This is a genomic window from Aeromonas sp. 603404, assembly GCF_049171775.1.
GTDB lineage: Bacteria > Pseudomonadota > Gammaproteobacteria > Enterobacterales > Aeromonadaceae > Aeromonas > Aeromonas veronii_A.
The window spans coordinates 67,026-89,103 of sequence record NZ_JAAKPE010000016.1; the positions used below are offsets into that span (position 1 = coordinate 67,026).

The window sequence follows — 22,078 nt, forward strand, 5'->3', positions numbered from 1 at the left end:
CCTTTTTTGCCGAGTGAGCAATTACCAACCTTTTACTAAGCCGCCTTTGAACAGCTCGAGACCTTTCTTGTAGACATCATCGGTCTGGAAAGCTTGTACGAACTGTTTGACCTTCTCGTCATCCTTGTTGTTGTCGCGGGCGACGATCAGGTTGACGTAGGGGGACTCTTTGTCCTCAACAAACAGGCCGTTCTCGGTCGGTGTCAGACCAATCTGACCGGCGAAGGTGTTGTTGATGATAGCGAGATCCACATCTTCCAGCGAGCGCGGCAGTTGGGCTGCTTCCAGTTCCACAATCTTGAAGTTACGCGGGTTGCTGGCGATATCCAGTACGGTCGCTTCCAGACCGGCACCATCCTTCAGGGTGATCAGACCCTGTTTGGCCAGCAGGATCAGGGAGCGACCCAGGTTGGTCGGATCGTTCGGTACCGCGATCTGGGCGCCATCTTGCAGTTCGCTCAGCGCCTTGATCTTCTTCGAGTAACCGGCAATCGGGTAGACGAAGGTGTTGCCAACCGGCACCAGCTTGAAGCCGCGATCACGCACCTGTGCATCCAGATAGGGTTTGTGCTGGAAGGCGTTGACGTCGATGCTGCCATCGTTCAGCGCTACGTTCGGGGTGACGTAGTCGGAGAAGTTGACCACCTCGACTGTCAGACCGTATTTCTCTTTGGCTACCTTGGCAGCCACTTCAACCAGTTCGGTCTCGGGGCCGGCAATAGCGCCCACTTTCAGAACCTTGCTCTCTTCTTTTTGACCGCAACCGGCCAGAACCAGACCAGCCAGCAGGGCAGCCGCAACGGATTTGATGCCAAATTTCATAAAACCTCCTGTCAGAAATCGACGATTAACGATGATCACATTTGTTGACCAGGCGCTCACCCGCGCTCTGGATAAGTTGAACCAGTACTACCAGGATAACCACGGTCACCAGCATGACGGTTGGGTCAAAGCGCTGATAACCATAACGAATACCCACATCCCCCAGACCACCGCCACCGATGGCCCCGGCCATGGCCGAGTAGTTCACCAGAGTGACGAGGGTAATGGTGACGCTGTTGAGGATGCCGGGCAGAGCCTCGGGCAGCAGCACCTTGGTGATAATTTGCAGCGGCTTGGCGCCCATCGCCTTGGCCGCTTCCAGCAGGCCGTCCGGCACCTCCATCAGGGCCCCTTCCACCAGACGAGCAATGAAAGGGATGCAGCCGACAGTCAGCGGCACGATGGCGGCGATGGTGCCGATACTGGTGCCGACAATCAGCCGGGTTAGCGGAATGATGGCGACCAGCAGGATGATAAAGGGCACCGAGCGACCCACGTTGACTACCATACCCAGAGTACGGTTGAGCAAGGGGTTGGCCAGGATCTGGCCAGCCTTGGTCACATGCAGTGCTACGCCGAGCGGCAGACCCAGCAGGCAGCCGAACAGAGCGGAGGCAAACACCATGATCAGGGTGTCGCCCAGGGCCGTGATGAGCAGATTAATCATGGCTTCGGACATAACCCATTACCTCCAGCTGAATGTGGTTGTCGATGAGAAACTGCTGGGTCGCCTCGCACTGGGCTTCATCCCCGAACAGCTCGGCCAGCAGGAAACCGAATTTGACGCCACCGGCGTATTCGATGTCTGCGCTCAGAATGCTGATGTCGATATTGAAACGGCGGCTCGCCTCGGAAATCAGCGGCGTATCGACCGTGCTGCCGGTAAAGCCGAGCTTCACCAGCGGGTAGCTGCCCGGCACCCGCTCCGCACTCATCCGATCCTGATACTCCTGCGGTACCTCCAGATGGATGGTGGAGTGGATGAAGTCACGAGCCAGCTGGGTCTTGGCATTGCTGAAGAACCAGGCCACTTCGCCCTGTTCGATCAGACGGCCGTCGCTGATGATGGCCACTTCGTCACAGATCCCCTTCACCACATCCATCTCGTGGGTGATGAGCAGGATGGTGAGCCCCAGCTTGACGTTGATCTCCTTGAGCAGGGTCAGGATCGAGCGGGTGGTCTGTGGGTCGAGGGCTGAGGTGGCCTCGTCACAAAGCAGTACCTTGGGGGCCGGTGCCAGTGCGCGGGCAATCGCGACGCGCTGTTTCTGACCGCCGGAAAGCTCGGACGGATAGGCCTGGGCACGGGCTTCCAGCCCGACCAGCGCCAGCAGCTCGGCAACCCGTTGCTGGATCTTCTCTTTGCTCCAGCCTGCCAGCTCCAGCGGAAAGGCGATGTTGGCAAACACGGTGCGGGAGGCAAGCAGGTTGAAGTGCTGGAAAATCATCCCGATCTGGCGGCGAGCCTGGGTCAGATCCCGTTCGCTCAGGGCGACCAGATCCTGGCCATCAACGATGACTTGACCCTCTGTCGGGCGCTCCAGCAGGTTGACACAACGAATGAGGGTACTCTTGCCGGCACCTGAGGCACCGATCACCCCGAAAATTTTGCCTTGGGGTACATGCAGACTCACATCACGCAGGGCGTGCACGGCGTCACTGCCTGTACCGTAGACTTTGTTGAGACCGATCAACTTAATCATGGATTCTTCCGTGCTAACAGCCTTAAAGCACAGGGCGCTACAGGCGGGGAAATTGGGCAGAGGTTCCACTGGGTTACTCTGTCATCATGGAGGATGATGCTAAGATGTCTGGATGGCCATGTCAACGCATGTTTTTACGTCTAGACGTCTAAAAAACTGATAAGGATTTCTGTCAGGCGGATAACAATCAGGATGGTAGTGTTGCTCTGCCAGATCCTGTTTCGTCCCTGCGGCAGATAACCGAATTAAAGATGGTTTATATCGGGTATATGCTGGTTTTATTAGTGTGCCAGCCCGTTTCTGTTCACATCTGCTGTCGAGCTTAATGTTCCTCCATCGTTGCACAAATTGCTGCACAAATCGTTCCCTATTCGTGACAGGCTCACCTGATCGCCACTTTGTCGGCGTCAACCTTGATGCAGCGCAAGGGGGGCTCGGATAGGGATTGGGTCGGTGGCGCCGGTTTTTTATACTGATGATGTCGACAAGCATGGAGGGCAGTGCGATGAGATTCCAACAGATCAAAGAGTTGCTGCACTATCTTGAACAGGTTCATCACCAGCTCGGGCTTTGTTACGGGCGTTTGACCAGTCAGGTGGACAGCGAACGCAGCCGGATGTTGCTGGTCTATCTGCAAGGGCGTGAGGATGCGGCCAGTGCCCATCTGCACGAATATGCCGCTCAGCTGGGAGAAGCGGTCAGGGAGACCTGGCTGAACCAGAGTTTCAGCGAGGATATGCTGCCTGCCATTACCCGCTTCGAGCTGCCGGCATCAGTCCAGACTCAGGATATCGTCACTCAGGTATGCCGCTGGGAAGAGCAGCTGGTGGGCGAGCTGAGTCATCTGGCCCGGGAGTGCCCGACTCCGGCCACCACCGCTTTGCTCGAGAATCTGGCCGGGCTGGAGCAGACCCGCCTGACTCGGCTGGTGCACGGGGTGCATCGACTCGACGACATGTAGCGGGTGATAAGCACCAAACACGCAAGATGGCCGCAAAACAAAAGGGCCCGGCAGCAGTGCCGAGCCCTTTCCATTGGATATCTGCTGATTTGCAGTGAGCCTGAGTCAGCCCTGCTGCTCGGCCGCGTAGAGGGCGGCCCCGATAATGCCTGCCTGATTGAGGCTGGCCGCCGGAATAAGCGGCGCCCGGGTCTCGATACGATCGACAAACTTATCCAGCTTGGCTGCGCTGCCGCCCCCCAGAATGAAGAGATCGGGGGAGAAGAGAAACTCGAGGCGCGCCAGATACTTGTTGAAGCGCTTGCCCCAGCGGTTCCAGGAGAGATCTTCCCGTTTGCGCGCCGCATCGGAGCAGTAGTGCTCGGCGACCATCCCTTCCAGCATCAGATGGCCCAGCTCGGTGTTGGGCAGCAGATGGCCGTTGACGAAGATGGCGGTGCCGATGCCGGTGCCGACCGTGATGAGGATGATGACCCCCTTGCGATCCTTGCCAGCGCCAAAGCGCATCTCGGCCAGACCGGCGGCATCGGCATCATTCAGCACATAGCAGGGCTTGCCGGTGACATCGGAAAACAGATGTTCGGCATCGGATTCGATCCAGCTCTTGTCGATGTTGGCGGCACTCTTGGCAACCCCGTTGTGGATGGTGGCGGGAAAGCCGCAGCCCACCGGTCCTTTCCAGTCGAAGTGTTCGACCAGCGCCTTGAGGGTATGGGCGATGGCGGCTGGGGTGGCCGGTTGCGGTGTGGCAATGCGATGGCGCTCGCCAATCAATTCGCCGGTTTTGGTATCGACCAGACAGCCCTTGATCCCTGAGCCTCCAATATCCACTCCCAACATTTGCATCTGTGTTGTCCTTGTTGTGTGCCGACCAGTTTGCAGTGACCACGCTGTTATGGGCACTGCAGGTCGGCAGAGCATGAAAAAAGTGCTGCAATCCGGCAAGGGGCAGATCACTTATGCGTGATCCGACAGACCTTTTTCGATGCAGCGGATCAGCAAACGGGTCTTCTTGTTCTCTTCATCCTGACGCCGGGCAAGGGTGGTCAGCGCCCATTCGATATGTTCGGCTACCATGGGCTCGGCTGTGGTCAGCCCCAGTTGCAGGGCTGCGATCACCTCGGGGGTCGCCGGGCCATTGCCCAGGGCGACTGCCAGATTGCGGCGCCAGCGTTGATAGCCGATGCGGCGGATCGGGCTCCCCTCGGTTTGTTTGAGGAAATCGCTCTCGCTCCAGCACCACAGCGCCAGCAGGGGCGGTCGGTGCAGGCTGGGGCGGGGGCTAAAATCGGGTTCCGGGCTGGCATCGGCGTAGCGATTCCAGGGGCAGATAAGCTGGCAGTCGTCGCAGCCGTAGATGCGGTTGCCCATCAAGGGCCTGAACTCTTCCGGAATTGGGCCGTCATTCTCAATGGTGAGATAGGAGATGCAGCGGCGGCCATCCACCACATAGGGGGCGACAATGGCGCCGGTCGGGCAGATGTTGATGCAGGCGACGCACTTGCCACACTGCTCCTTCTCCACTGGCTGGTCGAGCGGCAGCGGCAGGTTGAGCAACAGCTCACCGAGAAAGAAGAAGGAGCCGGCTGATTCGTTGAGCAGCAGTGAGTGTTTGCCAACCCAGCCTAGGCCCGCCTTGGCTGCCAGTGGCCGCTCGAGGATGGGGGCGGAGTCGACGAAGGGGCGCCACTCACCCAAGGTCTCTTCAGTGCCTTGAAACAGCTCGGCACAGCGCGCTTCGATGCGATCACCCAGCTGTTTGAGCCTGTTGCGCAGCACCTTGTGGTAGTCGCGACCGAGAGCATAGCGGCTGATATAGCCGAGGGTCGGATCGCGCAGGGTGGCGGCAAAACCCGCCTCGAACGGCAGGTAGTTCATCCGCACCGACAACACTCGCACCGTGCCCGGCAGCAGCTCGTGGGCGCGCGCGCGCATCATGCCGTGGCGCGCCATGTAATCCATGCTGCCGTGATAGCCCGCATCCAGCCAAGCCTGCAATCTCGGCTCTTCGATACGCAGGTCGGTGTCGGTGATGCCCGCCTGGTCAAAACCTAGCTCCCGTGCCCAGAGCTTGATATCGTGGGCCAGCTGGTGGAAGTCAGGTGCGCTCATGCGGCTTGGCCTGGCCGGCGTTTGCTGGCGTGGGTCGATTGATAAGAGGCGGGAGCCGTCATGGTAGAGATCATCAGGGGCGCGTTGGGCACAAAAGAGGGGGGCAGTTTACCACAGGGGCTGTGGCAGACTGAACAGATCCGCGCACTGGAGCGCAACTGGGCCGCGCGTGAGGGGCAACCTCTCTATGCTCTGATGGAGCGAGCCGGTGCTGCGCTGCGCACCTATGCCACCCTGCATTGGCCCGACAGTCGCTGCTGGTGGATTTTCGTCGGCCCCGGTAATAACGGCGGTGATGGCTATGTGCTGGCCCGCCTTGCCCGCCAGATTGGCATCGAGGTGGTGGTGATTGCCGCCAGAGCACCCGACCAGCTGAAGGGGGATGCCAAACAGGCCGCCGATGAGTGGTTGGCGGCCGGTGGCAGGGTCTGGCTGGCCGAGCGGTTTGATGGGGACCAGCACTCCACCCCGGATCTGGTGGTCGATGCCCTGCTTGGCACCGGCGTCAACATGCCCCTCTCGCCACTACTGACAAAGATCGTCGCAACAATCAATGGCTTGGCTGTGCCCGTGCTGGCGGTGGATCTCCCCTCCGGCCTCAACGGCGATACCGGCCGTGCCATGGGGGCCGTGGTGCAGGCCACTCACACCCTCACCTTTATCGGTATCAAGCAGGGGATGCTCACCGGCGACGGGGTGGATTGCGTTGGCCTGCTCGACTGTGATCCCCTTGGCGTCACGCCGGATGACGTTATGTTGCCCGCCGCCTGGCGTATCGATTATCCGCAGCTGAGCACGCAGCTGACCCCGCGCCCTCGTGCTTCCCACAAGGGCTCTTATGGCAAGGTGCTGCTGGTGGGGGGCAATCGCGGCATGCAGGGGGCCATCGTGCTGGCGGCCCGCGCCTGCCTGCGGGCGGGGGCCGGGCTGGTGCGGGTGTGTCAGCATCCGGAACATCCGCCGGTCAGCCTCTATCAACCCGAACTGATGAGTCTCACCAGCGCTGATGACGAGGGGTGGGCGTCGGTGCGGGTCATCGGCCCCGGCCTCGGTCAGGATGAGTGGGGAAGCGCGCAAATCACCCGTTATCTCACCGGTCGGTTGCCACTGGTTTTGGACGCCGATGGATTGAATTGGCTGGCGCAATCTCCCCGCCATCAGGATAATTGGGTGCTCACGCCCCATCCCGGCGAAGCGGCGCGCCTGCTGGGATGCACCATTGCCGAGATTGAAACCGACCGGTTTGCCGCCGTGCAGGCGCTGCAGCGGCGTTATGGCGGTGTGGTGTTGTTAAAAGGGGCGGGAACACTTATTTATGACGGCGAGCGGGTCGCTCTCTGTTGTGAAGGCAATCCCGGCATGGCAAGTGGCGGCATGGGCGATCTGTTATCTGGTATAATCGCCGCCCTTTTGGCCCAGGGCTGGTCTGCCACCATGGCAAGCTGGCTGGGCGCCGTGATCCACGGCGAGGCTGCAGATCAGGCCGCCGCTGACGGCGAGCGGGGCATGCTGGCGTCAGATCTGCTGCCGCTGATCCGCAAACTGGTTAATCCCGACACCATTACAAGTTAAAAAGAAGAACATGGCAAAACAGTTGATGATGACACTGCCGGACGAGGCAGCAACCGTGGCACTGGGTGGCCGTCTGGCACAGGCCTGCCAGCAGGCGACCACAGTGTTTTTGCATGGCACGCTTGGTGCTGGTAAAACCACTCTGACCCGCGGCTGGGTGCAGGGCCTTGGCCATCAGGGCAAGGTAAAAAGCCCGACCTATACCCTGGTCGAGCCCTATGAGCTCGATGGCTGGCAGGTCTATCACTTCGATCTCTATCGTCTGGCTGATCCGGAAGAGCTGGAGTTCATGGGCATTCGGGACTATTTTGCCGCCAATACTCTCTGTCTGGTGGAGTGGTCCGAGAAGGGCGAGGGCTGGTTACCGGCTCCTGACCTTGAAATTACCCTTACTTATGTAGGCGAGCAGCGCGAGGCTCTGATAGAGGCCCGCACTGCTATTGGCGAAGCCATTCTGGAACGGTTGTCATCTACGTGCGCTTGATCCTTGTTATTGCTCTCTCTTTGATGGCGTTACCCTCCTGGGCGAATCAGCTCAAGAGTGTGCGAATCTGGCCATCACCGGATAACACCCGGGTGGTGCTCGATATGAGCAGTGCCCCCAACTACAACTACTTCACCCTGGCTGGCCCCGATAGATTGGTGATCGATCTGAAAGGGGCGAGCAATGCCACCAATCTGGCCCGGGTCGAGAACAACAGCGAGCTGGTGCGCAAGATACGTGAGAGCACTCCGCTGGAGAAGGGGGGCCTGCGGCTGGTGCTTGATCTCAGCTCCTCCATCAAGCCGGTGGTCTTTCCGCTGGCACCAGCCGGGCCCTATGGTCACCGTCTGGTGATCGATCTGCCTTATGAAGAGAAGCGCTCGGCGGCTGCGGTGCAATCCACGCCCGTCGGTGGCAAGGGCAGGGGGGTGGTGATTGCCATCGACCCGGGCCACGGTGGGGAAGACCCGGGCTCCATCGGTCCGCGTCGTACCTATGAGAAGCGAGTTACGCTGGCAGTCTCCCAGAAGCTGGCGGCGCTGATCGACCGCGAGCCGGGGATGCGCGCCGTGCTGACCCGTCGTGGCGACTATTTCGTCGACCTCAACAAGCGTTCCGAGATTGCCCGCAAGGCCAAGGCGGATCTGCTGGTGTCGGTCCATGCGGACAGCTTCCATAACTCCACTCCGCGCGGCGCCTCTGTCTGGGTCCTCTCGACCAACCGTGCCAACCGCGAGATGGGCAGCTGGCTGGAGAAGCAGGAGAAGCAGGGCGAGCTGCTGGGCGGGGTCGGCAAGGTGTTGGCGGAATCCGATCCCAATCCCTATCTGGCGCAAACTTTCCTAGACCTTTCCATGGACAAGTCCCGTGCCGAAGGCTACGACGTCAGCCGTCAGATCCTGCGCTCATTGGGCAAGGTTGCCCGACTGCACAAGAAGGCCCCGGAGCATGCCAGTCTGGCTGTGCTGAAGGCGCCGGATATTCCCTCGGTGCTGGTCGAAACCGGCTTTATCTCCAACCATGCGGAAGAGAAGCTGCTGGCTACCTCAAGCTATCAGGATCAGCTGGCCCGCGCCATTTTCGAGGGGATCCGCAACTACTACCGCGCCCACCCGACCAAGGGAGCCATGTTGACCGGCAAGGGACAGGCGAGCAGGCCTGCCGCGACCACTCGCTCTGCACCGGTAGCTTCGCAGCCGGTGAGCCAGCCCAAGCCAGTGCAGTCGCAGCCGGTGGTGACCAATAAGATGCCAGCGACAGTACGTGACGGCGCGGCTGCGACCGGTTCAGGTGCCGGGGTGATCAAGCCCTATTCGGAGGCTGCGCAAGATTCTGGTGCGCCGGTTAGCAATGTGGGCGACTATGACAAATCTCGGATGCTCCGCCATGTGGTCAAACGTGGCGAGAGTCTCTCTCGCCTTGCCGAGAAGCATGGAGTGAGTCAATCCACTTTGGTAGAGATCAACCAGCTGCGCAGCCGGGATATTCAGATTGGTCAGACCATCTATATTCCCCAGCAGGGGCAGAGCCGCGCTGCCGCCCCCGTTCGCAGTGATGACAAGTCGCAGATGATCCGCCATGTGGTCAAGCGGGGGGAGAGTCTCTCCCGCCTTGCCGAGAAGCATGGGGTGAGTCAGGCGCGACTGGTAGAGATCAACAAGCTCAAATCGCGGAATATTCAGGTAGGGCAGGTGCTCTACATTCCGCAAAACTGACGCGCGGGAGCGGGTGATACCGCTCTCGCTGTTAGCCAATACCATCAGCAAGATTGAAATTCAGGAGCAAGTGATGCCGATCCGTATATTACCCCCCGATTCTGGCCAACCAGATTCCGGTTGGTGGAGAGGTGGTGGAGCGGCTCTCTATCCGCAAGATTGAAATTCAGGAGCAAGTGATGCCGATCCGTATATTACCCCCCGATTCTGGCCAACCAGATTCCGGTTGGTGGAGAGGTGGTGGAGCGGCTCTCTATCCACAAGATTGAAATTCAGGAGTAAGTGATGCCGATCCGTATATTGCCCCCTATCTTGGCCAACCAGATTCCGGTTGGTGGAGAGGTGGTGGAACGGCTCTCTATCCGCAAGATTGAAATTCAGGAGTAAATGATGCCGATCCGTATTTTGCCACCCATTCTGGCCAACCAGATTGCAGCCGGAGAGGTGGTGGAGCGGCCCTCTTCTGTGGTGAAAGAGCTGGTGGAAAACAGCCTGGATGCGGGGGCCGACCGGGTCGAGATCGACATCGACAAGGGGGGCGCCAAGCTGATCCGCATCCGTGACAACGGCTGCGGTGTCGCCAAAGATGAGCTGGTACTTGCGCTGTCGCGTCATGCAACCTCCAAGGTGGCCACGCTGGATGATCTGGAAGGGATCAACAGCCTCGGTTTTCGTGGCGAGGCGCTCGCCTCCATCAGCTCTGTCTCCCGTCTCACCTTCACCTCCCGCACCGCCGAGCAGTCCGAAGCCTGGCAAGCCCAGGCGGAAGGGCGCGAGATGAGCGTCACCATCAAGCCTGCGGCCCATCCGGTGGGCACCACGGTGGAGGTCGTGGATCTCTTCTTTAATACACCCGCGCGGCGCAAATTCATGCGCAGCGAAAAGACCGAGTTTGCCCATATTGACGAGCTGGTGCGCCGCATCGCGCTCTCCCGCTTCGATGCCACCCTGATCCTGCGCCACAATGGCAAGGTGGTGCGCCAGTACAAGGCCGCCAATACCGTGCCGGAGCAGGAGCGACGTCTCGCCGCCGTTTGCGGCACCCCCTTCATGCACCATGCGCTGGCGGTGGAGAGCGAGCATAGCGACGTGCGGTTGTGGGGCTGGCTGGCGACCCCGGAGGGGGCAAGACCGCAGAACGACCTGCAATACACCTATGTCAACGGCCGGATGATGCGCGACAAGCTCATCAACCACGCCATCCGTCAGGCCTATGACGAGTTGCTGCCTCCCGATCGCTTCGCTGCTTATGTGCTCTATATCGAGCTGGATCCCCGTCAGGTGGATGTCAACGTTCATCCGGCCAAGCATGAGGTGCGCTTCCATCAGGCGCGGCTGATCCACGACTTTATCTTTCAGGCGCTGTTTACTGCGCTGCGCCGCGAAGGAGTCAGCGCCGCTCATCAGGACGCGCCGCTGGCCGAAACCCTGGTCGAGTTGCCGGTCAGTCCGCAGATTGAATATCCCGGTCAGGCGCCACGTCCCGAATGGTACGGTGCCGAGCACAGCTACCGGGCACCTGCACAGGTGCGGGAGGGGGGCGGTGGGGCTGGCCGAGCCAGCAATTATCAACCGCCCGAGCCCCCAAGCCGGGAGGCGATGCGCGGCATGGGCGCTCTGCTCACTACGCTGCCTATCGCAACTGCGGCTGAGGCTGCTCCCGCACAGTCCACCGACACAGTGCCGTCACCCAAACAGGGGGGATGTCGTGCCCTGACACTGGTGGATCAGGCCTACCTGTTGATCGAGCGGGATAATCAGCTGGCGCTGCTCTCGCTGGTGCGCGCCGAGCGGGTGCTGCTGCGCCACTGGCTGCTGGAGACCTGGGGCCAGGGACTGGCGGCCCAGCCACTGTTGCTGCCGGTCTCCTTCAAATTGCCGAAGAATTTGATCGCGCTGGTGACCGAGCAGGAACGTTTGCTGAAACGGATGGGGCTGGAGTTGAAAAGCGGGGGGCGCGACACCATGATCCTGACTCGGGTGCCGGCTCTGCTGCGCCAGACTGATCTGGTGCGTCTGTTACCCGAATTGCTGCAAATTATCGAGGGCGGATCTGACAGTGATGCTGGTCAGCAGGCTGAAGTATTATGCCAATGGCTGGTGGAGCAGGGGATAAGCCGCGAGAAGATATACGATTTTTCAACTGCCAGTCGTCTGCTGACGGAGCTTGTGACTGATTTCAGTGACCAACTGGCAGACATTCGCATGGTGCGCCCCCTTTCGCTGGCGACCGTGCTGGAGGAGTTTGAACATGGCGAGTGACTTGCCGACCGCAATTTTTCTGATGGGGCCGACGGCCTCCGGCAAGACGGATCTCGCCATTGAACTGTGCCAGGCGCTGCCCTGCGACATCATCAGCGTCGATTCGGCGCTGATCTATCGCGGCATGGATATAGGTACGGCCAAGCCGACCGCCGATGAACTGGCACGTGCCCCGCACCGGCTGATCGACATTCTTGACCCCGCCATGAGCTATTCGGCAGCCGATTTTTGCAAGGATGCCCTGCGGGAGATGAAAGAGATCGCCGACCGTGGCCGCATTCCGCTGCTGGTGGGCGGCACCATGCTCTATTTCAAGGCGCTGCTGGAGGGATTGTCCCCGCTGCCCTCCGCCGATCCCGCCATTCGAGCCGGGATTGAGGAAGAGGCTGCCCGCCTCGGTTGGCAGGCGCTGCACGATGAGCTGGTGCGCATCGACCCGGTGGCTGGGGCGCGGATCCACCCTAATGACCCGCAGCGACTCTCTCGGGCGCTGGAGGTCTACCGCATCAGCGGCAAGACCCTTACCGAGCTGACGCAGGTGCAGGGGGAGGGCTTGCCCTATCGGGTGCTGCAGTTTGCCATCGCCCCGAGCGATCGTGCCTTGCTGCATCAGCGTATCGAACAGCGCTTTGACAAGATGCTGCAAGGTGGCTTTGAACAGGAGGTCCGTGCGCTGATGGCACGCGGCGATCTGACCCCGGATCTCCCCTCCATTCGCTGTGTGGGTTATCGCCAAATGTGGGACTACCTGTGCGGTGAAGTGGGGTATGATGAGATGCGTTATCGTGGCATTGTTGCCACACGCCAATTGGCAAAACGACAGATGACCTGGTTGCGCGGCTGGCCCGACGTGACCTGGTTGGAATCTGGTGAGTCTGGCAATCTTGACCTCGTGCTTGCTCGCGCTGGTGCGGCTTGACACTCCCTGTATAATCAGGTTGTTATATTGATATTCGGTGTTTAAAAACAACAAACTATAAGGAAAAGAAAAATGGCTAAGGGGCAATCTCTCCAAGACCCGTTTTTGAATGCGCTGCGCCGTGAGCGGATTCCTGTTTCTATCTATTTGGTGAACGGCATCAAACTGCAAGGTCAGATCGAGTCTTTTGACCAGTTTGTTATCCTGCTGAAAAACACCGTGAGCCAGATGGTTTACAAGCACGCCATCTCGACTGTCGTACCGGCCCGTGCCGTCAATCATCACCAGCCCACTCCGGGTGGCGCGGCTGATGAACAGGGTGATGCCGAGGCGTGATATCCCTGGGCGAGTCGACTCGCCAACTCAGATTCATCATGATTCCTGTTAAGGAGCAAGCGCTTGTTTGACCGTTATGAAGCTGGCGAACAGGCCGTTCTGGTGCATGTCAACTTCAGTGATGAGGGTGAGCGGGAGGATCTGGAAGAGCTCAAGATGTTGGTGAGTTCTGCCGGTGTAAATGCGCTGGCGGTCATCACCACCAGTCGTAGTGCGCCCAGTGCCAAATTTTTTGTCGGCAGCGGCAAGGCTGAAGAGATCGCGTCCCAGGTCCAGATGCTGGATGCGGATGTGGTGATCTTCAACCATGCCCTGACTCCTGCCCAGGAACGAAATCTGGAACGTCTGTTCCAGTGCCGGGTGGTGGACAGAACCGGTCTGATCCTCGACATCTTCGCCCAGCGCGCCCGAACCCATGAAGGTAAACTGCAGGTCGAACTGGCCCAGTTACGCCACCTTTCCACTCGCCTGGTGCGAGGCTGGACCCACCTTGAGCGTCAAAAGGGCGGGATCGGTCTGCGTGGTCCGGGTGAAACCCAGCTTGAAACTGACCGACGTCTGCTGCGGGAACGCATCAAGGCGATTTTGCGCCGGCTCGACAAGGTAGCCAAGCAGCGGGAGCAGGGACGTCGTGCCCGCAACCGCAACGAAGTACCGACAGTTTCTCTGGTTGGTTACACAAACGCCGGAAAATCCACTTTGTTCAACCAACTTACAGCTGCCAGCGTGTATGCTGCCGACCAGTTGTTCGCAACACTGGACCCGACCCTGCGAAAACTGGTGATCCGGGATGTGGGTGATGTGATTTTGGCTGACACGGTTGGATTTATTCGGCACTTGCCTCATGATCTGGTCGCGGCTTTCAAAGCGACCCTGCAGGAGACCCGCGAAGCGGATCTGCTGCTGCATGTGGTGGACTGTGCCGATGAGCAGATGCAGGAGAATATCGACTCCGTGCAGCAGGTGCTGGCCGAAATTGAAGCTGACGACAGGCCTCAGCTGATGATCTGCAACAAGATCGACAAGCTGGCGGATCGTCCTGCTGGTCTGGAGCGAGATGACGAGGGGCGCCCAGTGCGCGTCTGGCTGTCGGCTCAGACTGGTGAAGGTTGTGAGCATCTGTTTACGGCGCTGACTGAACTGCTGGCCGGCTCCATGGTGCACCACACCCTGCAGTTGCCACCCTCGGCAGCAAGATTGCGCAGTGCGCTTTATCAGTTGAAGGGCATTGAGCAGGAAGGCTTTAGCGAGGAGGGAGATTTCGTGCTGGAAGTCCGCTTGCAAGTGGCCGACTGGAACCGCCTCGTAAAGCAGGAAGGTGAGAGTTTACAACGCTTTATCAGACATTGATGTTCTGATAGAGGTGATATCCATCCGCAAGTATTAATGGAGACGCTGATGGCTTGGAATGAGCCTGGTAACAACGGCAAAGACCGTGACCCTTGGGGGAACAACGGCAAGAATCAGGGACCCCCTGATCTGGACGAAATGCTGCGCAAGATGAGCCGTCGCTTCGGGGGCCTGTTTGGTGGTGGCACATCCGGTGGTGATGTCGGTCGCTTTGGTATCTCCATCGCACTGGTGATCGCTGTGGTGGTGTGGGTTGTCAGCGGCTTCTACACCATTCGTGAAGCGGAACGTGGTGCAGTGCTGCGGTTTGGCAAGTTTTCCCATATTGTCGAGCCGGGTCTGCGCTGGAATCCCACCTTTATCGACAAGGTGATCCCTGTGGATGTCGAGTCCGTGCGCTCGCTGCCTGCTTCCGGTTTCATGCTGACTCAGGATGAAAACGTGGTGCGGGTCGAGATGGACGTGCAGTACCGTGTCGTCAACCCCGAGCAGTATCTGTTTAGCGTAACGAATGCTGACGAGAGCCTGAGTCAGGCCACCGACAGTGCCCTGCGTTATGTTGTGGGCCACACCAAGATGGACGACGTGCTGACCACCGGTCGTGAGAAGGTGCGTCAGGAGACCTGGCAGGTGATCGATGGCATCATCGAGCCTTACCAGATGGGTCTGCAGATCGTCGACGTCAACTTCTTGCCGGCTCGTCCGCCGGAAGAGGTGAAGGATGCGTTTGATGACGCCATTGCCGCTCAGGAAGATGAGCAACGCTTCATCCGCGAGGCCGAAGCCTATGCCCGTGAAGTCGAGCCGAAGGCCCGTGGTCAGGTCAAGCGTCTGGAGCAGGAGGCGGAAGCCTACAAGTCCCAGATTGTGCTGAAAGCCCAGGGTGAAGTGGCCCGCTTCAACGAGCTGCTGCCCCAGTATCAAGCTGCGCCCGATCTGACACGCAATCGTATCTACCTGGAGACCATGGAAGAGCTCTATCAGCAGGCCAATAAAGTGGTGGTCGACATGCCGGCTGGCAACAACAGCATGATCTATCTGCCGCTCGACAAGTTGGCTGGCAAGCAGGCGAGCGTCCAGCAGGGGCGTCCAGCTGCTGCGCCGACCATCGAGTCCACGCCAGCTTCCAACGAGGGCGCCAACTCCACTCCGACGCCGCTGCGTAGCGGTGACCGCTTCAGCTCAGGGAGAAACTGATAGATGAAAAAGCTAGCTATTGGTGCAATCGCTGTCGCGGCCATGGTCTGCTTCTCCTCTGTCTTTATCGTTGATGAAGGCCAGAAGGGGATTGTGGTGCAGTTCGGCAAGGTGAAGCGGGTTGACTCCGGTGAACCCCGCCTCTATGAACCGGGCCTGCACTTCAAGGTGCCGCTCATCGACCAGGTTCGCAAAATGGATGCACGCATCCAGACCATCGACAGCCAGGCTGACCGTTTTGTCACCTCCGAGAAGAAAGACCTGATCATCGATTCCTATGTGAAATGGAAGATCGAGGACTTCTCCAAGTACTACTTGGCAACCGGTGGTGGCAACAAGTTGCAGGCCGAGGATCTGCTCAAGCGCAAAATCAACAACGGTCTGCGCTCCGAGATCGGTAATCGTACCATCAAGGATATCGTCTCCGGTGAACGCAGTACCGTGATGGAAGATGCTCTGATGAAGATGGCGCGCTCCTCCGAGCTCGGCATCAAGGTGGTGGATGTGCGGATCAAGCAGATCAACCTGCCGGTGGAAGTGTCCAACTCCATTTACCAGCGGATGCGGGCCGAGCGTACTGCCGTGGCCCGTGAGCATCGCTCCCAGGGGCGTGAGCAGGCCGAGATCCTGCGGGCCGATATCGATCGCAAAGTGACCGTGATGATCGCTGATGCAGAGAGTAACGCTCGTCAACTGCGCGGTGAAGGGGATGCGGAAGCCGCCAAAATCTATGCTGACAGCTACAAGAAAGACCCCGAGTTTTTCAGCTTCGTGCGCAGTATGGAGGCCTATCGCAAGAGCTTCGCCGGTGGCAATGACCTGATGGTGCTCAAGCCGGATAGCGAGTTTTTCCGTTACTTCAAGTCTCCTGAAGGCACCAAGCAGTAATCGCCACGAGGTCACATTCAAAGGGTCTGCATTGTCAGACCCTTTTGTTTTTGGTGCCAATGCCAGCCGTTGACCCGAGGGGCTGGTTGCATTGAAGGAGGTCGGATGCTGACATCCATGCTGATGGGGTTGGGATTGCTGTTGTTGTTCGAGGGGCTCGGCCCGTTGTTGATGCCCAGGGCATGGCAGCAGATGTTACGGCTGCTGAGCGATCAGCCACCGGAGCAGTTGCGCCGTATCGGCGGCTCGTTAGTGGTTGCGGGTAGCGTAATCCTCTGGATGCTGAGTCGCTGAGTCTGGCGCAACGCACTGTCCAGCAGATAGCGGACAATAAAAAAGAGGCCGAAGGCCTCTTTTTCATGCATGTCGTTTACTCAGGCACTGCGCTGTACGGCCATGTGGGCCAGTGTTTCCAGCGCCTGTTTGTGCGGGGAGTCCGGCAGGATGGCGAGGGCGGCAATGGCCTTGTCGGCCTCTTCCCGGGCCCGCATGCGGGAGTACTCCAGCGCGCCGGTACGGTCGAGAATCCCGAGGATCTGCTCAAGATGTTCCATACCGTTGCGGTGCTCGATGGCATCGCGCACCAGCTGGCGTTCTTCCGGCGTGCCCACATCCATGGCACGCAGCAGCGGCAGGGTTGGTTTGCCTTCGGCCAGATCGTCGCCGACGTTCTTGCCCATCTCTTCGCTCTGGGAGCAGTAGTCCATCACGTCATCAATGATCTGGAACGCGGTGCCCAGATACTTGCCGTAATCGGTCATGGCCTGTTCGACGGGCTCGGGCTGATGGGTCAGCACGGCGGCGAGTCGGGTAGCGGCCTCGAACAGCTTGGCGGTCTTGCAGTAGATGACCGTCATGTAGCTCTCTTCGGTGGTATCCGGGTCGTTGCAGTTCATCAGCTGCAACACTTCCCCTTCGGCGATGGTGTTGGTTGCATCCGAGAGGATCTCCATCACCCGCAGGTTGGAGAGTTCGGCCATCATCTGGAAGGAGCGGCTATAGAGGTAGTCACCGACCAGCACGCTGGCAGCATTGCCAAACATGGCGTTGGCGGTCTCCCGGCCGCGGCGCAGGTCGGATTCGTCGACCACGTCGTCGTGCAGCAGGGTAGAGGTGTGAATGAATTCGATGATGGCGGCCAGTTTCAGGTGATCCTCACCCTCATAGCCCAGCGCACGCGCAGCCATCACGGTCAGCATGGGGCGCATCCGTTTCCCGCCGGCGCTGACAATGTAGAAACCCAGCTGATTAATCAGACTAACGTCGGACTGGAGTCGGGCCAGGATCAGTTCATTGACCGCCGTCATGTCGGCGGCACAGAGCGCACGGATAGTCTGTTGGTCCATAAGTCTCGTAACGTGACAGCAGCAATAACTGCGATTTTAGTAATGGCAGGGATTCTACACGATTTCACAATGGGTTACAGTTAGGCGTTTATCCACGGCGGCAGATATGCGCACAAAATAAACTTTTTGCTAAATTGGCCTTGCCTGAGCAGATCGATTTGCGTAGAATGCCCGCCCATTGTTATAGGTTTTTGCGCATGTCTAGCCTTGAGCAAAAGACATGCCTTTACGGAGTTAATCAAATGTACGCGGTATTCCAAAGCGGCGGAAAACAACACCGTGTGGCCGAAGGTCAAATCGTTCGTCTGGAAAAGCTGAACGTTGAGACTGGCGCTACCATCGACTTCAACGAAGTGCTGATGGTTGCTGCAGGCGACACTTTTAAAGTAGGTGCTCCTTTCGTTGAAGGTGGCAAGGTTGTAGCTGAAGTTGTGGCTCACGGCCGTGGCGAGAAAGTGACTATCGTCAAGTTCCGTCGTCGTAAGCACCACCGTAAGCAAGCGGGCCACCGTCAGTGGTTCACTGAAGTCAAAATCACTGGCATCAGCGCTTAATTAGAGGAGTCCGATAGATGGCACACAAAAAAGCTGGCGGTTCATCCCGCAACGGTCGCGATTCTGAAGCTAAACGCCTGGGCGTGAAGCGTTTCGGCGGCGAAACAGTTCTGGCTGGCAGCATCATCGTTCGTCAGCGCGGTACCAAGTTCCACGCTGGTGAGAACGTTGGTCTGGGCAAGGACCACACCCTGTTCGCTACCGCGAACGGCAAGGTGCAGTTCGAAGTTAAAGGTCCGCTGAATCGTAAGTACGTTAGCATCGTTGCTGAGTAATTACGGACCGCAAGGATCCGAAGCCCCGCCAACAGGCGGGGCTTTTGTTTTTCCGAAATAATGACGAAAAAACGGAACGCAGATGACCCGGGTACCGAGATTGCCCGGAGAGGCAAGATGCGTATCGCCCGCAGGGGTCTGTACCACTATAATTGCGTATCGGTTTTTCGAATTAAGGTGACGGTTACCTATGAAGTTTGTTGATGAAGTCCAGATTCGAGTCGATGCCGGTGACGGTGGTAACGGTTGTGTAAGTTTTCGCCGTGAAAAATATATTCCCAACGGTGGTCCGGATGGTGGTGACGGTGGTGACGGTGGTGACGTCTATCTGGTTGCCGATGAGAACCTCAACACCCTGATCGACTACCGTTTTGAGCGTTTCCATGCTGCCGAGCGTGGCGAGAATGGCCAGAGTGCCAACTGTACCGGTCGTCGTGGCAAGGACAAGATCCTGCGCGTGCCGGTCGGTACCCGTGCAACCGATGACGATACCGGCGAGTTGCTGGGCGACTTGACTCACCACGAGCAGAAGTTGCTGGTTGCCAAGGGCGGTTTCCACGGTTTGGGCAATACCCGCTTCAAGAGTTCGGTCAACCGGGCTCCACGCCAGAAGAGCAACGGCACACCGGGCGAAGTGCGTACCCTGAAGCTGGAGCTGCTGTTGCTGGCTGACGTCGGTATGCTGGGTCTGCCCAACGCCGGTAAATCTACCTTTATTCGCGCTGTTTCTGCCGCCCGCCCGAAAGTCGCTGATTATCCCTTTACCACCCTGGTGCCGAACCTCGGTGTGGTGCGTGGTGAGAACTCCCGCTCCTTCGTGATCGCCGATATTCCGGGCCTGATTGAGGGGGCAGCCGAAGGCGCAGGTCTTGGTATCCGTTTCCTCAAGCACCTCGAACGCTGCCGCGTGTTGATCCATCTGGTGGATATTTGCCCCATTGATGGCTCCGATCCGGCTGAAAATGCCGTGACCATCGTGCGTGAGCTGGAGAAGTACAGCCCGGAACTGGCTGGCAAGCCGCGCTGGCTGGTGTTCAACAAGATGGATCTGATCCTGGAAGAAGAGGCTCAGGAAGTGATGGATCGCGTGAAAGCCGCCCTCAACCACGAAGGGCCGGTCTACGCCATCACTGCCATCAGCAAGGAAGGGACCAAGAAGGTCTGCTACGACATCCTGGATCTGCTGGATACCATGCCCCGTCAGCTGGAGCAGGATGCCAAAGAGGCGATCGAGAAAGTGGAGTTCAAGTGGGACGACTACCACAAGAACCAGCTGGCTAAAGCCGAAGCGGAAGCGCTTGCCGCCTCCATGGCCTTTGACGAAAGTCTCGACGATGATGATTGGGATGACGAAGATGATGATGGTGTGGAAGTGATCTACGTCCGTGACTGATACCCTTGTCTGTCCATTTCATTGATAACCGGAGCCTGAACAGGCTCCGGTTTTTTTATGCCTGTCGAGTAGTGGCTCATTAGGTATGTTTGTGATGCCACTTATTGCCTGCCGTTGATAACTGTTTATACTGCCCATCAAAATTAACAGTAATGAAACAATCATCTGGCGATGTCGATTGAATCGATATGCGTTTCTGTATCTGATTGTTTTGATGGAAGGTTTACCTGTAAAAATTTTTATGCGCAGATTTATGCATTATGGGCTTGTTTGTGCATTTTTTTGGAGTATTCTTGCGCCCGTTTTGCCGGTTAATGCATGAATACGCAGGTAGGCCGGGCTATGGAAAAGTAACATTAGGGCAGTCTTATCATGCTGGAAAAGAGTCTTGAAGCATCTGCGGTTAATACCCGCCGTAACTTGTTGATGTTTCTAATACCGTCACTGATCGGTATCTTGCTGTTCATGACGCCGGTCGTCTATGACGGTAACGTCACCATCCCCGTCGCAGTGCTGGCCAAGCTGGTGCAGCGGGTTTTTGCCGATTATCTGGTTGCCATGGTCAGTGCGGTGATCACCACCACCATGCTGATGACTATCATCACCTGGTTGTTCAAACCGGCGATTCTGGTGCGTAGACCATTCCTCAACAGCCTGTTCAACGTCTCTCCTTTCTGGGCCTGCGTGCGGGTGGTGGGTGGTATTTTCGTGCTGCTGACCTTCTTCCAGGTGGGACCAGAGGTGCTTTATTCAGGCGCAACCGGCGGCCTGGTGCTCAACGATCTGCTGCCGGTGCTGTTTTCAGTCTTCATTTTTGCCGGCCTGCTGCTGCCGTTGCTGCTCGATTTCGGGCTGCTGGAGTTTGTCGGCACTATGATGACTCGCATCATGCGTCCGGTATTCCGGTTGCCGGGTCGCTCTGCCGTAGACTGCTTTGCCTCCTGGCTGGGGGATGGCAGTGTCGGCATCCTGCTGACCAGCAAGCAGTACGAAGGGAAGTTCTATACCCAGCGGGAAGCGGCCGTTATTGGCACCACCTTCTCCGCCGTCTCCATCACCTTCTGTCTGGTAGTGATCTCCCAGGTGAAGCTGGAACACATGTTCGTTCCCTTCTATCTGACTGTCTGTCTGGCTGGGGTGGTTGCCGCTATCGTGGTGCCACGTCTGCCGCCGCTATCCTGGAAGAAGGATATCTATATCGATGGCGCTCCCCTGTGTCGCAAGCAGGAGGCGGTGCCCCACCAGCACAGTGTGATGAGTTATGGTCTCGAACGTGCATTGACCAAGGCAGAGCAGATGACCGGTCTCGGTGCCGTCGCCCGGGAAGGGGTGAAGAATGCACTGGATATGGTGTTTGGCGTGCTGCCGGTGGTCATGGCGATCGGTACCTGTGCCCTGATGCTGGCCGAACACACCCCCATCTTCAACTGGCTTGGCGCCCCCTTCGTCCCCTTGCTGGAACTGCTGCAACTGCCGGAGGCGGAAGCCGCATCCAAGACTATCATGGTCGGTTTTGCCGATATGTTTATTCCGGCTGTGCTGGCTTCGACCATCGATAGCGAGATGACCCGCTTCGTCATTGCCGCCATGTCGGTGACCCAGCTGATCTATATGTCCGAAGTGGGGGCCCTGCTGCTTGGCAGCAAGATCCCGGTCAAACTGTGGGAGTTGTTTGTGATCTTCCTGATGCGCACCCTGGTTACCCTGCCGGTGATTGCCGGGGTGGCACACCTGCTGTTTTAAGGGCGCAGCGCAGTGAAAAACGGTCAACCTCGGTTGACCGTTTTCTTTTCCGCGGTAATGGGAGAGCATCGCCCTTAGGCTGGCTCAGCCTCTAGTGACGGGACACTGGATAGTCAGGGAGTGGACCGTGTTGGCGATGCGATAGGGCTTGGCAGCTTGGTAGATTTTCTTCTCCTTGTCATAGCTTCCCCCCAGATACTGGGTGCTGTAGAGCGTCTGCTGGTGACGATCGGTCTCCTTGTAACCTTGCGGGCAGGTCTGGTTGGCCTGCTGGAAGCAGGCTTTCATGCTGCTGCACTCGATGTAGAAGCCGCGCTGGCTGGGATCGGCAAGGTGCACCGGGGTGACGGTAGGTGCGGGGGGAGACAACAGGGCGCAACCGGAGAGCGTCAGTGCGCCCAGCAGAACGAGATGTTTTGACATAGATAACCTGAACAGTGTGGTGT

At 58.4% G+C, this 22,078-nt stretch carries 22 protein-coding genes; 15 read left to right on the forward strand and 7 right to left on the reverse strand.

The window, feature by feature from the left end; translation table 11 throughout:
- Positions 1-21: 21 nt before the first annotated feature.
- The 3 genes from metQ to metN are packed head-to-tail and all read right to left on the reverse strand — an operon-like array spanning position 22 to position 2,525.
- Positions 22-822: a methionine ABC transporter substrate-binding lipoprotein MetQ gene (gene metQ, locus G5306_RS18065; protein WP_005339072.1), complete on the reverse strand. Its 801-nt coding sequence runs from the start codon at positions 820-822 to the stop codon at positions 22-24.
- Between the two features lie 25 nt (positions 823-847).
- Positions 848-1,501 (reverse strand): methionine ABC transporter permease, encoded by a 654-nt coding sequence (locus tag G5306_RS18070; protein ID WP_005339070.1) that lies wholly within the window; start codon positions 1,499-1,501, stop codon positions 848-850.
- Complete coding sequence (metN, locus tag G5306_RS18075) at positions 1,482-2,525, reverse strand: methionine ABC transporter ATP-binding protein MetN (RefSeq protein ID WP_005341087.1); 1,044 nt, start codon at positions 2,523-2,525, stop codon at positions 1,482-1,484. Before metN ends, G5306_RS18070 begins: the two co-directional genes overlap by 20 nt.
- Positions 2,526-3,030: 505 nt before the next feature.
- Between metN and G5306_RS18080 the strand changes: the two genes are divergently transcribed.
- Positions 3,031-3,486: a hypothetical protein gene (locus tag G5306_RS18080; protein ID WP_043822996.1), complete on the forward strand. Its 456-nt coding sequence runs from the start codon at positions 3,031-3,033 to the stop codon at positions 3,484-3,486.
- 105 nt (positions 3,487-3,591) lie between these two features.
- On the opposite strand, the gene ppgK is transcribed toward G5306_RS18080, so the two are convergent.
- Together ppgK and queG are read right to left on the reverse strand one after the other, a co-directional pair.
- Positions 3,592-4,332, reverse strand: a complete 741-nt coding sequence (ppgK, locus tag G5306_RS18085) for a polyphosphate--glucose phosphotransferase (protein ID WP_421313351.1) — start codon at positions 4,330-4,332, stop codon at positions 3,592-3,594.
- A 111-nt stretch (positions 4,333-4,443) separates the two neighbouring features.
- Positions 4,444-5,598, reverse strand: coding sequence for a tRNA epoxyqueuosine(34) reductase QueG (queG, locus tag G5306_RS18090; RefSeq protein ID WP_064338721.1), 1,155 nt, complete (start codon positions 5,596-5,598; stop codon positions 4,444-4,446).
- 60 nt (positions 5,599-5,658) lie between these two features.
- On the opposite strand from queG, the gene G5306_RS18095 reads away from it, so the two are divergent.
- The 10 genes from G5306_RS18095 (at position 5,659) to G5306_RS18140 (ending at position 16,615) form a co-directional block, all read left to right on the forward strand.
- Complete coding sequence (locus G5306_RS18095) at positions 5,659-7,170, forward strand: NAD(P)H-hydrate dehydratase (RefSeq protein ID WP_227341986.1); 1,512 nt, start codon at positions 5,659-5,661, stop codon at positions 7,168-7,170.
- 10 nt (positions 7,171-7,180) lie between these two features.
- Positions 7,181-7,654, forward strand: coding sequence for a tRNA (adenosine(37)-N6)-threonylcarbamoyltransferase complex ATPase subunit type 1 TsaE (gene tsaE / locus G5306_RS18100; RefSeq protein WP_227341987.1), 474 nt, complete (start codon positions 7,181-7,183; stop codon positions 7,652-7,654).
- A gap of 23 nt (positions 7,655-7,677) precedes the next feature.
- Positions 7,678-9,369 (forward strand): N-acetylmuramoyl-L-alanine amidase, encoded by a 1,692-nt coding sequence (locus G5306_RS18105; RefSeq protein WP_227341988.1) that lies wholly within the window; start codon positions 7,678-7,680, stop codon positions 9,367-9,369.
- 390 nt (positions 9,370-9,759) lie between these two features.
- Positions 9,760-11,631 carry a DNA mismatch repair endonuclease MutL gene (gene mutL / locus G5306_RS18110; RefSeq protein WP_088870084.1) on the forward strand — a complete coding sequence of 624 codons (1,872 nt, stop codon included), beginning with the start codon at positions 9,760-9,762 and terminating at the stop codon, positions 11,629-11,631.
- A complete protein-coding gene (gene miaA, locus G5306_RS18115) occupies positions 11,621-12,550 on the forward strand; it encodes a tRNA (adenosine(37)-N6)-dimethylallyltransferase MiaA (RefSeq protein WP_421313354.1) in 930 nt (309 codons plus the stop codon). The genes mutL and miaA overlap by 11 nt, the downstream gene beginning before the upstream one ends.
- Positions 12,551-12,622: 72 nt before the next feature.
- Positions 12,623-12,886 (forward strand): RNA chaperone Hfq, encoded by a 264-nt coding sequence (gene hfq, locus G5306_RS18120; protein ID WP_005339045.1) that lies wholly within the window; start codon positions 12,623-12,625, stop codon positions 12,884-12,886.
- A 63-nt stretch (positions 12,887-12,949) separates the two neighbouring features.
- Entirely contained in the window at positions 12,950-14,236 is a 1,287-nt protein-coding gene (gene hflX / locus G5306_RS18125; RefSeq protein ID WP_227341990.1) for a ribosome rescue GTPase HflX, read from the forward strand.
- 48 nt (positions 14,237-14,284) lie between these two features.
- Positions 14,285-15,433 carry an FtsH protease activity modulator HflK gene (gene hflK / locus G5306_RS18130; RefSeq protein WP_319919773.1) on the forward strand — a complete coding sequence of 383 codons (1,149 nt, stop codon included), beginning with the start codon at positions 14,285-14,287 and terminating at the stop codon, positions 15,431-15,433.
- 3 nt (positions 15,434-15,436) lie between these two features.
- Positions 15,437-16,321: a protease modulator HflC gene (hflC, locus tag G5306_RS18135; RefSeq protein ID WP_319919774.1), complete on the forward strand. Its 885-nt coding sequence runs from the start codon at positions 15,437-15,439 to the stop codon at positions 16,319-16,321.
- Between the two features lie 105 nt (positions 16,322-16,426).
- Positions 16,427-16,615, forward strand: a complete 189-nt coding sequence (locus G5306_RS18140) for a DUF2065 domain-containing protein (RefSeq protein WP_005339036.1) — start codon at positions 16,427-16,429, stop codon at positions 16,613-16,615.
- A gap of 80 nt (positions 16,616-16,695) precedes the next feature.
- On the opposite strand, the gene ispB is transcribed toward G5306_RS18140, so the two are convergent.
- Positions 16,696-17,667, reverse strand: a complete 972-nt coding sequence (gene ispB, locus G5306_RS18145) for an octaprenyl diphosphate synthase (protein WP_319919775.1) — start codon at positions 17,665-17,667, stop codon at positions 16,696-16,698.
- 242 nt (positions 17,668-17,909) lie between these two features.
- Between ispB and rplU the strand changes: the two genes are divergently transcribed.
- The 4 genes from rplU (at position 17,910) to G5306_RS18165 (ending at position 21,632) form a co-directional block, all read left to right on the forward strand.
- Complete coding sequence (gene rplU, locus G5306_RS18150) at positions 17,910-18,221, forward strand: 50S ribosomal protein L21 (RefSeq protein WP_005304210.1); 312 nt, start codon at positions 17,910-17,912, stop codon at positions 18,219-18,221.
- Between the two features lie 17 nt (positions 18,222-18,238).
- A complete protein-coding gene (rpmA, locus tag G5306_RS18155) occupies positions 18,239-18,496 on the forward strand; it encodes a 50S ribosomal protein L27 (protein WP_005304202.1) in 258 nt (85 codons plus the stop codon).
- 190 nt (positions 18,497-18,686) lie between these two features.
- On the forward strand, positions 18,687-19,889 hold the full coding sequence (gene cgtA / locus G5306_RS18160) for an Obg family GTPase CgtA (protein ID WP_216952928.1): 1,203 nt from the start codon (positions 18,687-18,689) through the stop codon (positions 19,887-19,889).
- 372 nt (positions 19,890-20,261) lie between these two features.
- Positions 20,262-21,632 (forward strand): YjiH family protein, encoded by a 1,371-nt coding sequence (locus tag G5306_RS18165; RefSeq protein WP_421313356.1) that lies wholly within the window; start codon positions 20,262-20,264, stop codon positions 21,630-21,632.
- Between the two features lie 84 nt (positions 21,633-21,716).
- Here the strand turns inward: G5306_RS18165 and G5306_RS18170 are convergent, their stop codons facing one another.
- Positions 21,717-22,055: a hypothetical protein gene (locus G5306_RS18170; protein ID WP_421313358.1), complete on the reverse strand. Its 339-nt coding sequence runs from the start codon at positions 22,053-22,055 to the stop codon at positions 21,717-21,719.
- Positions 22,056-22,078: the final 23 nt, after the last annotated feature.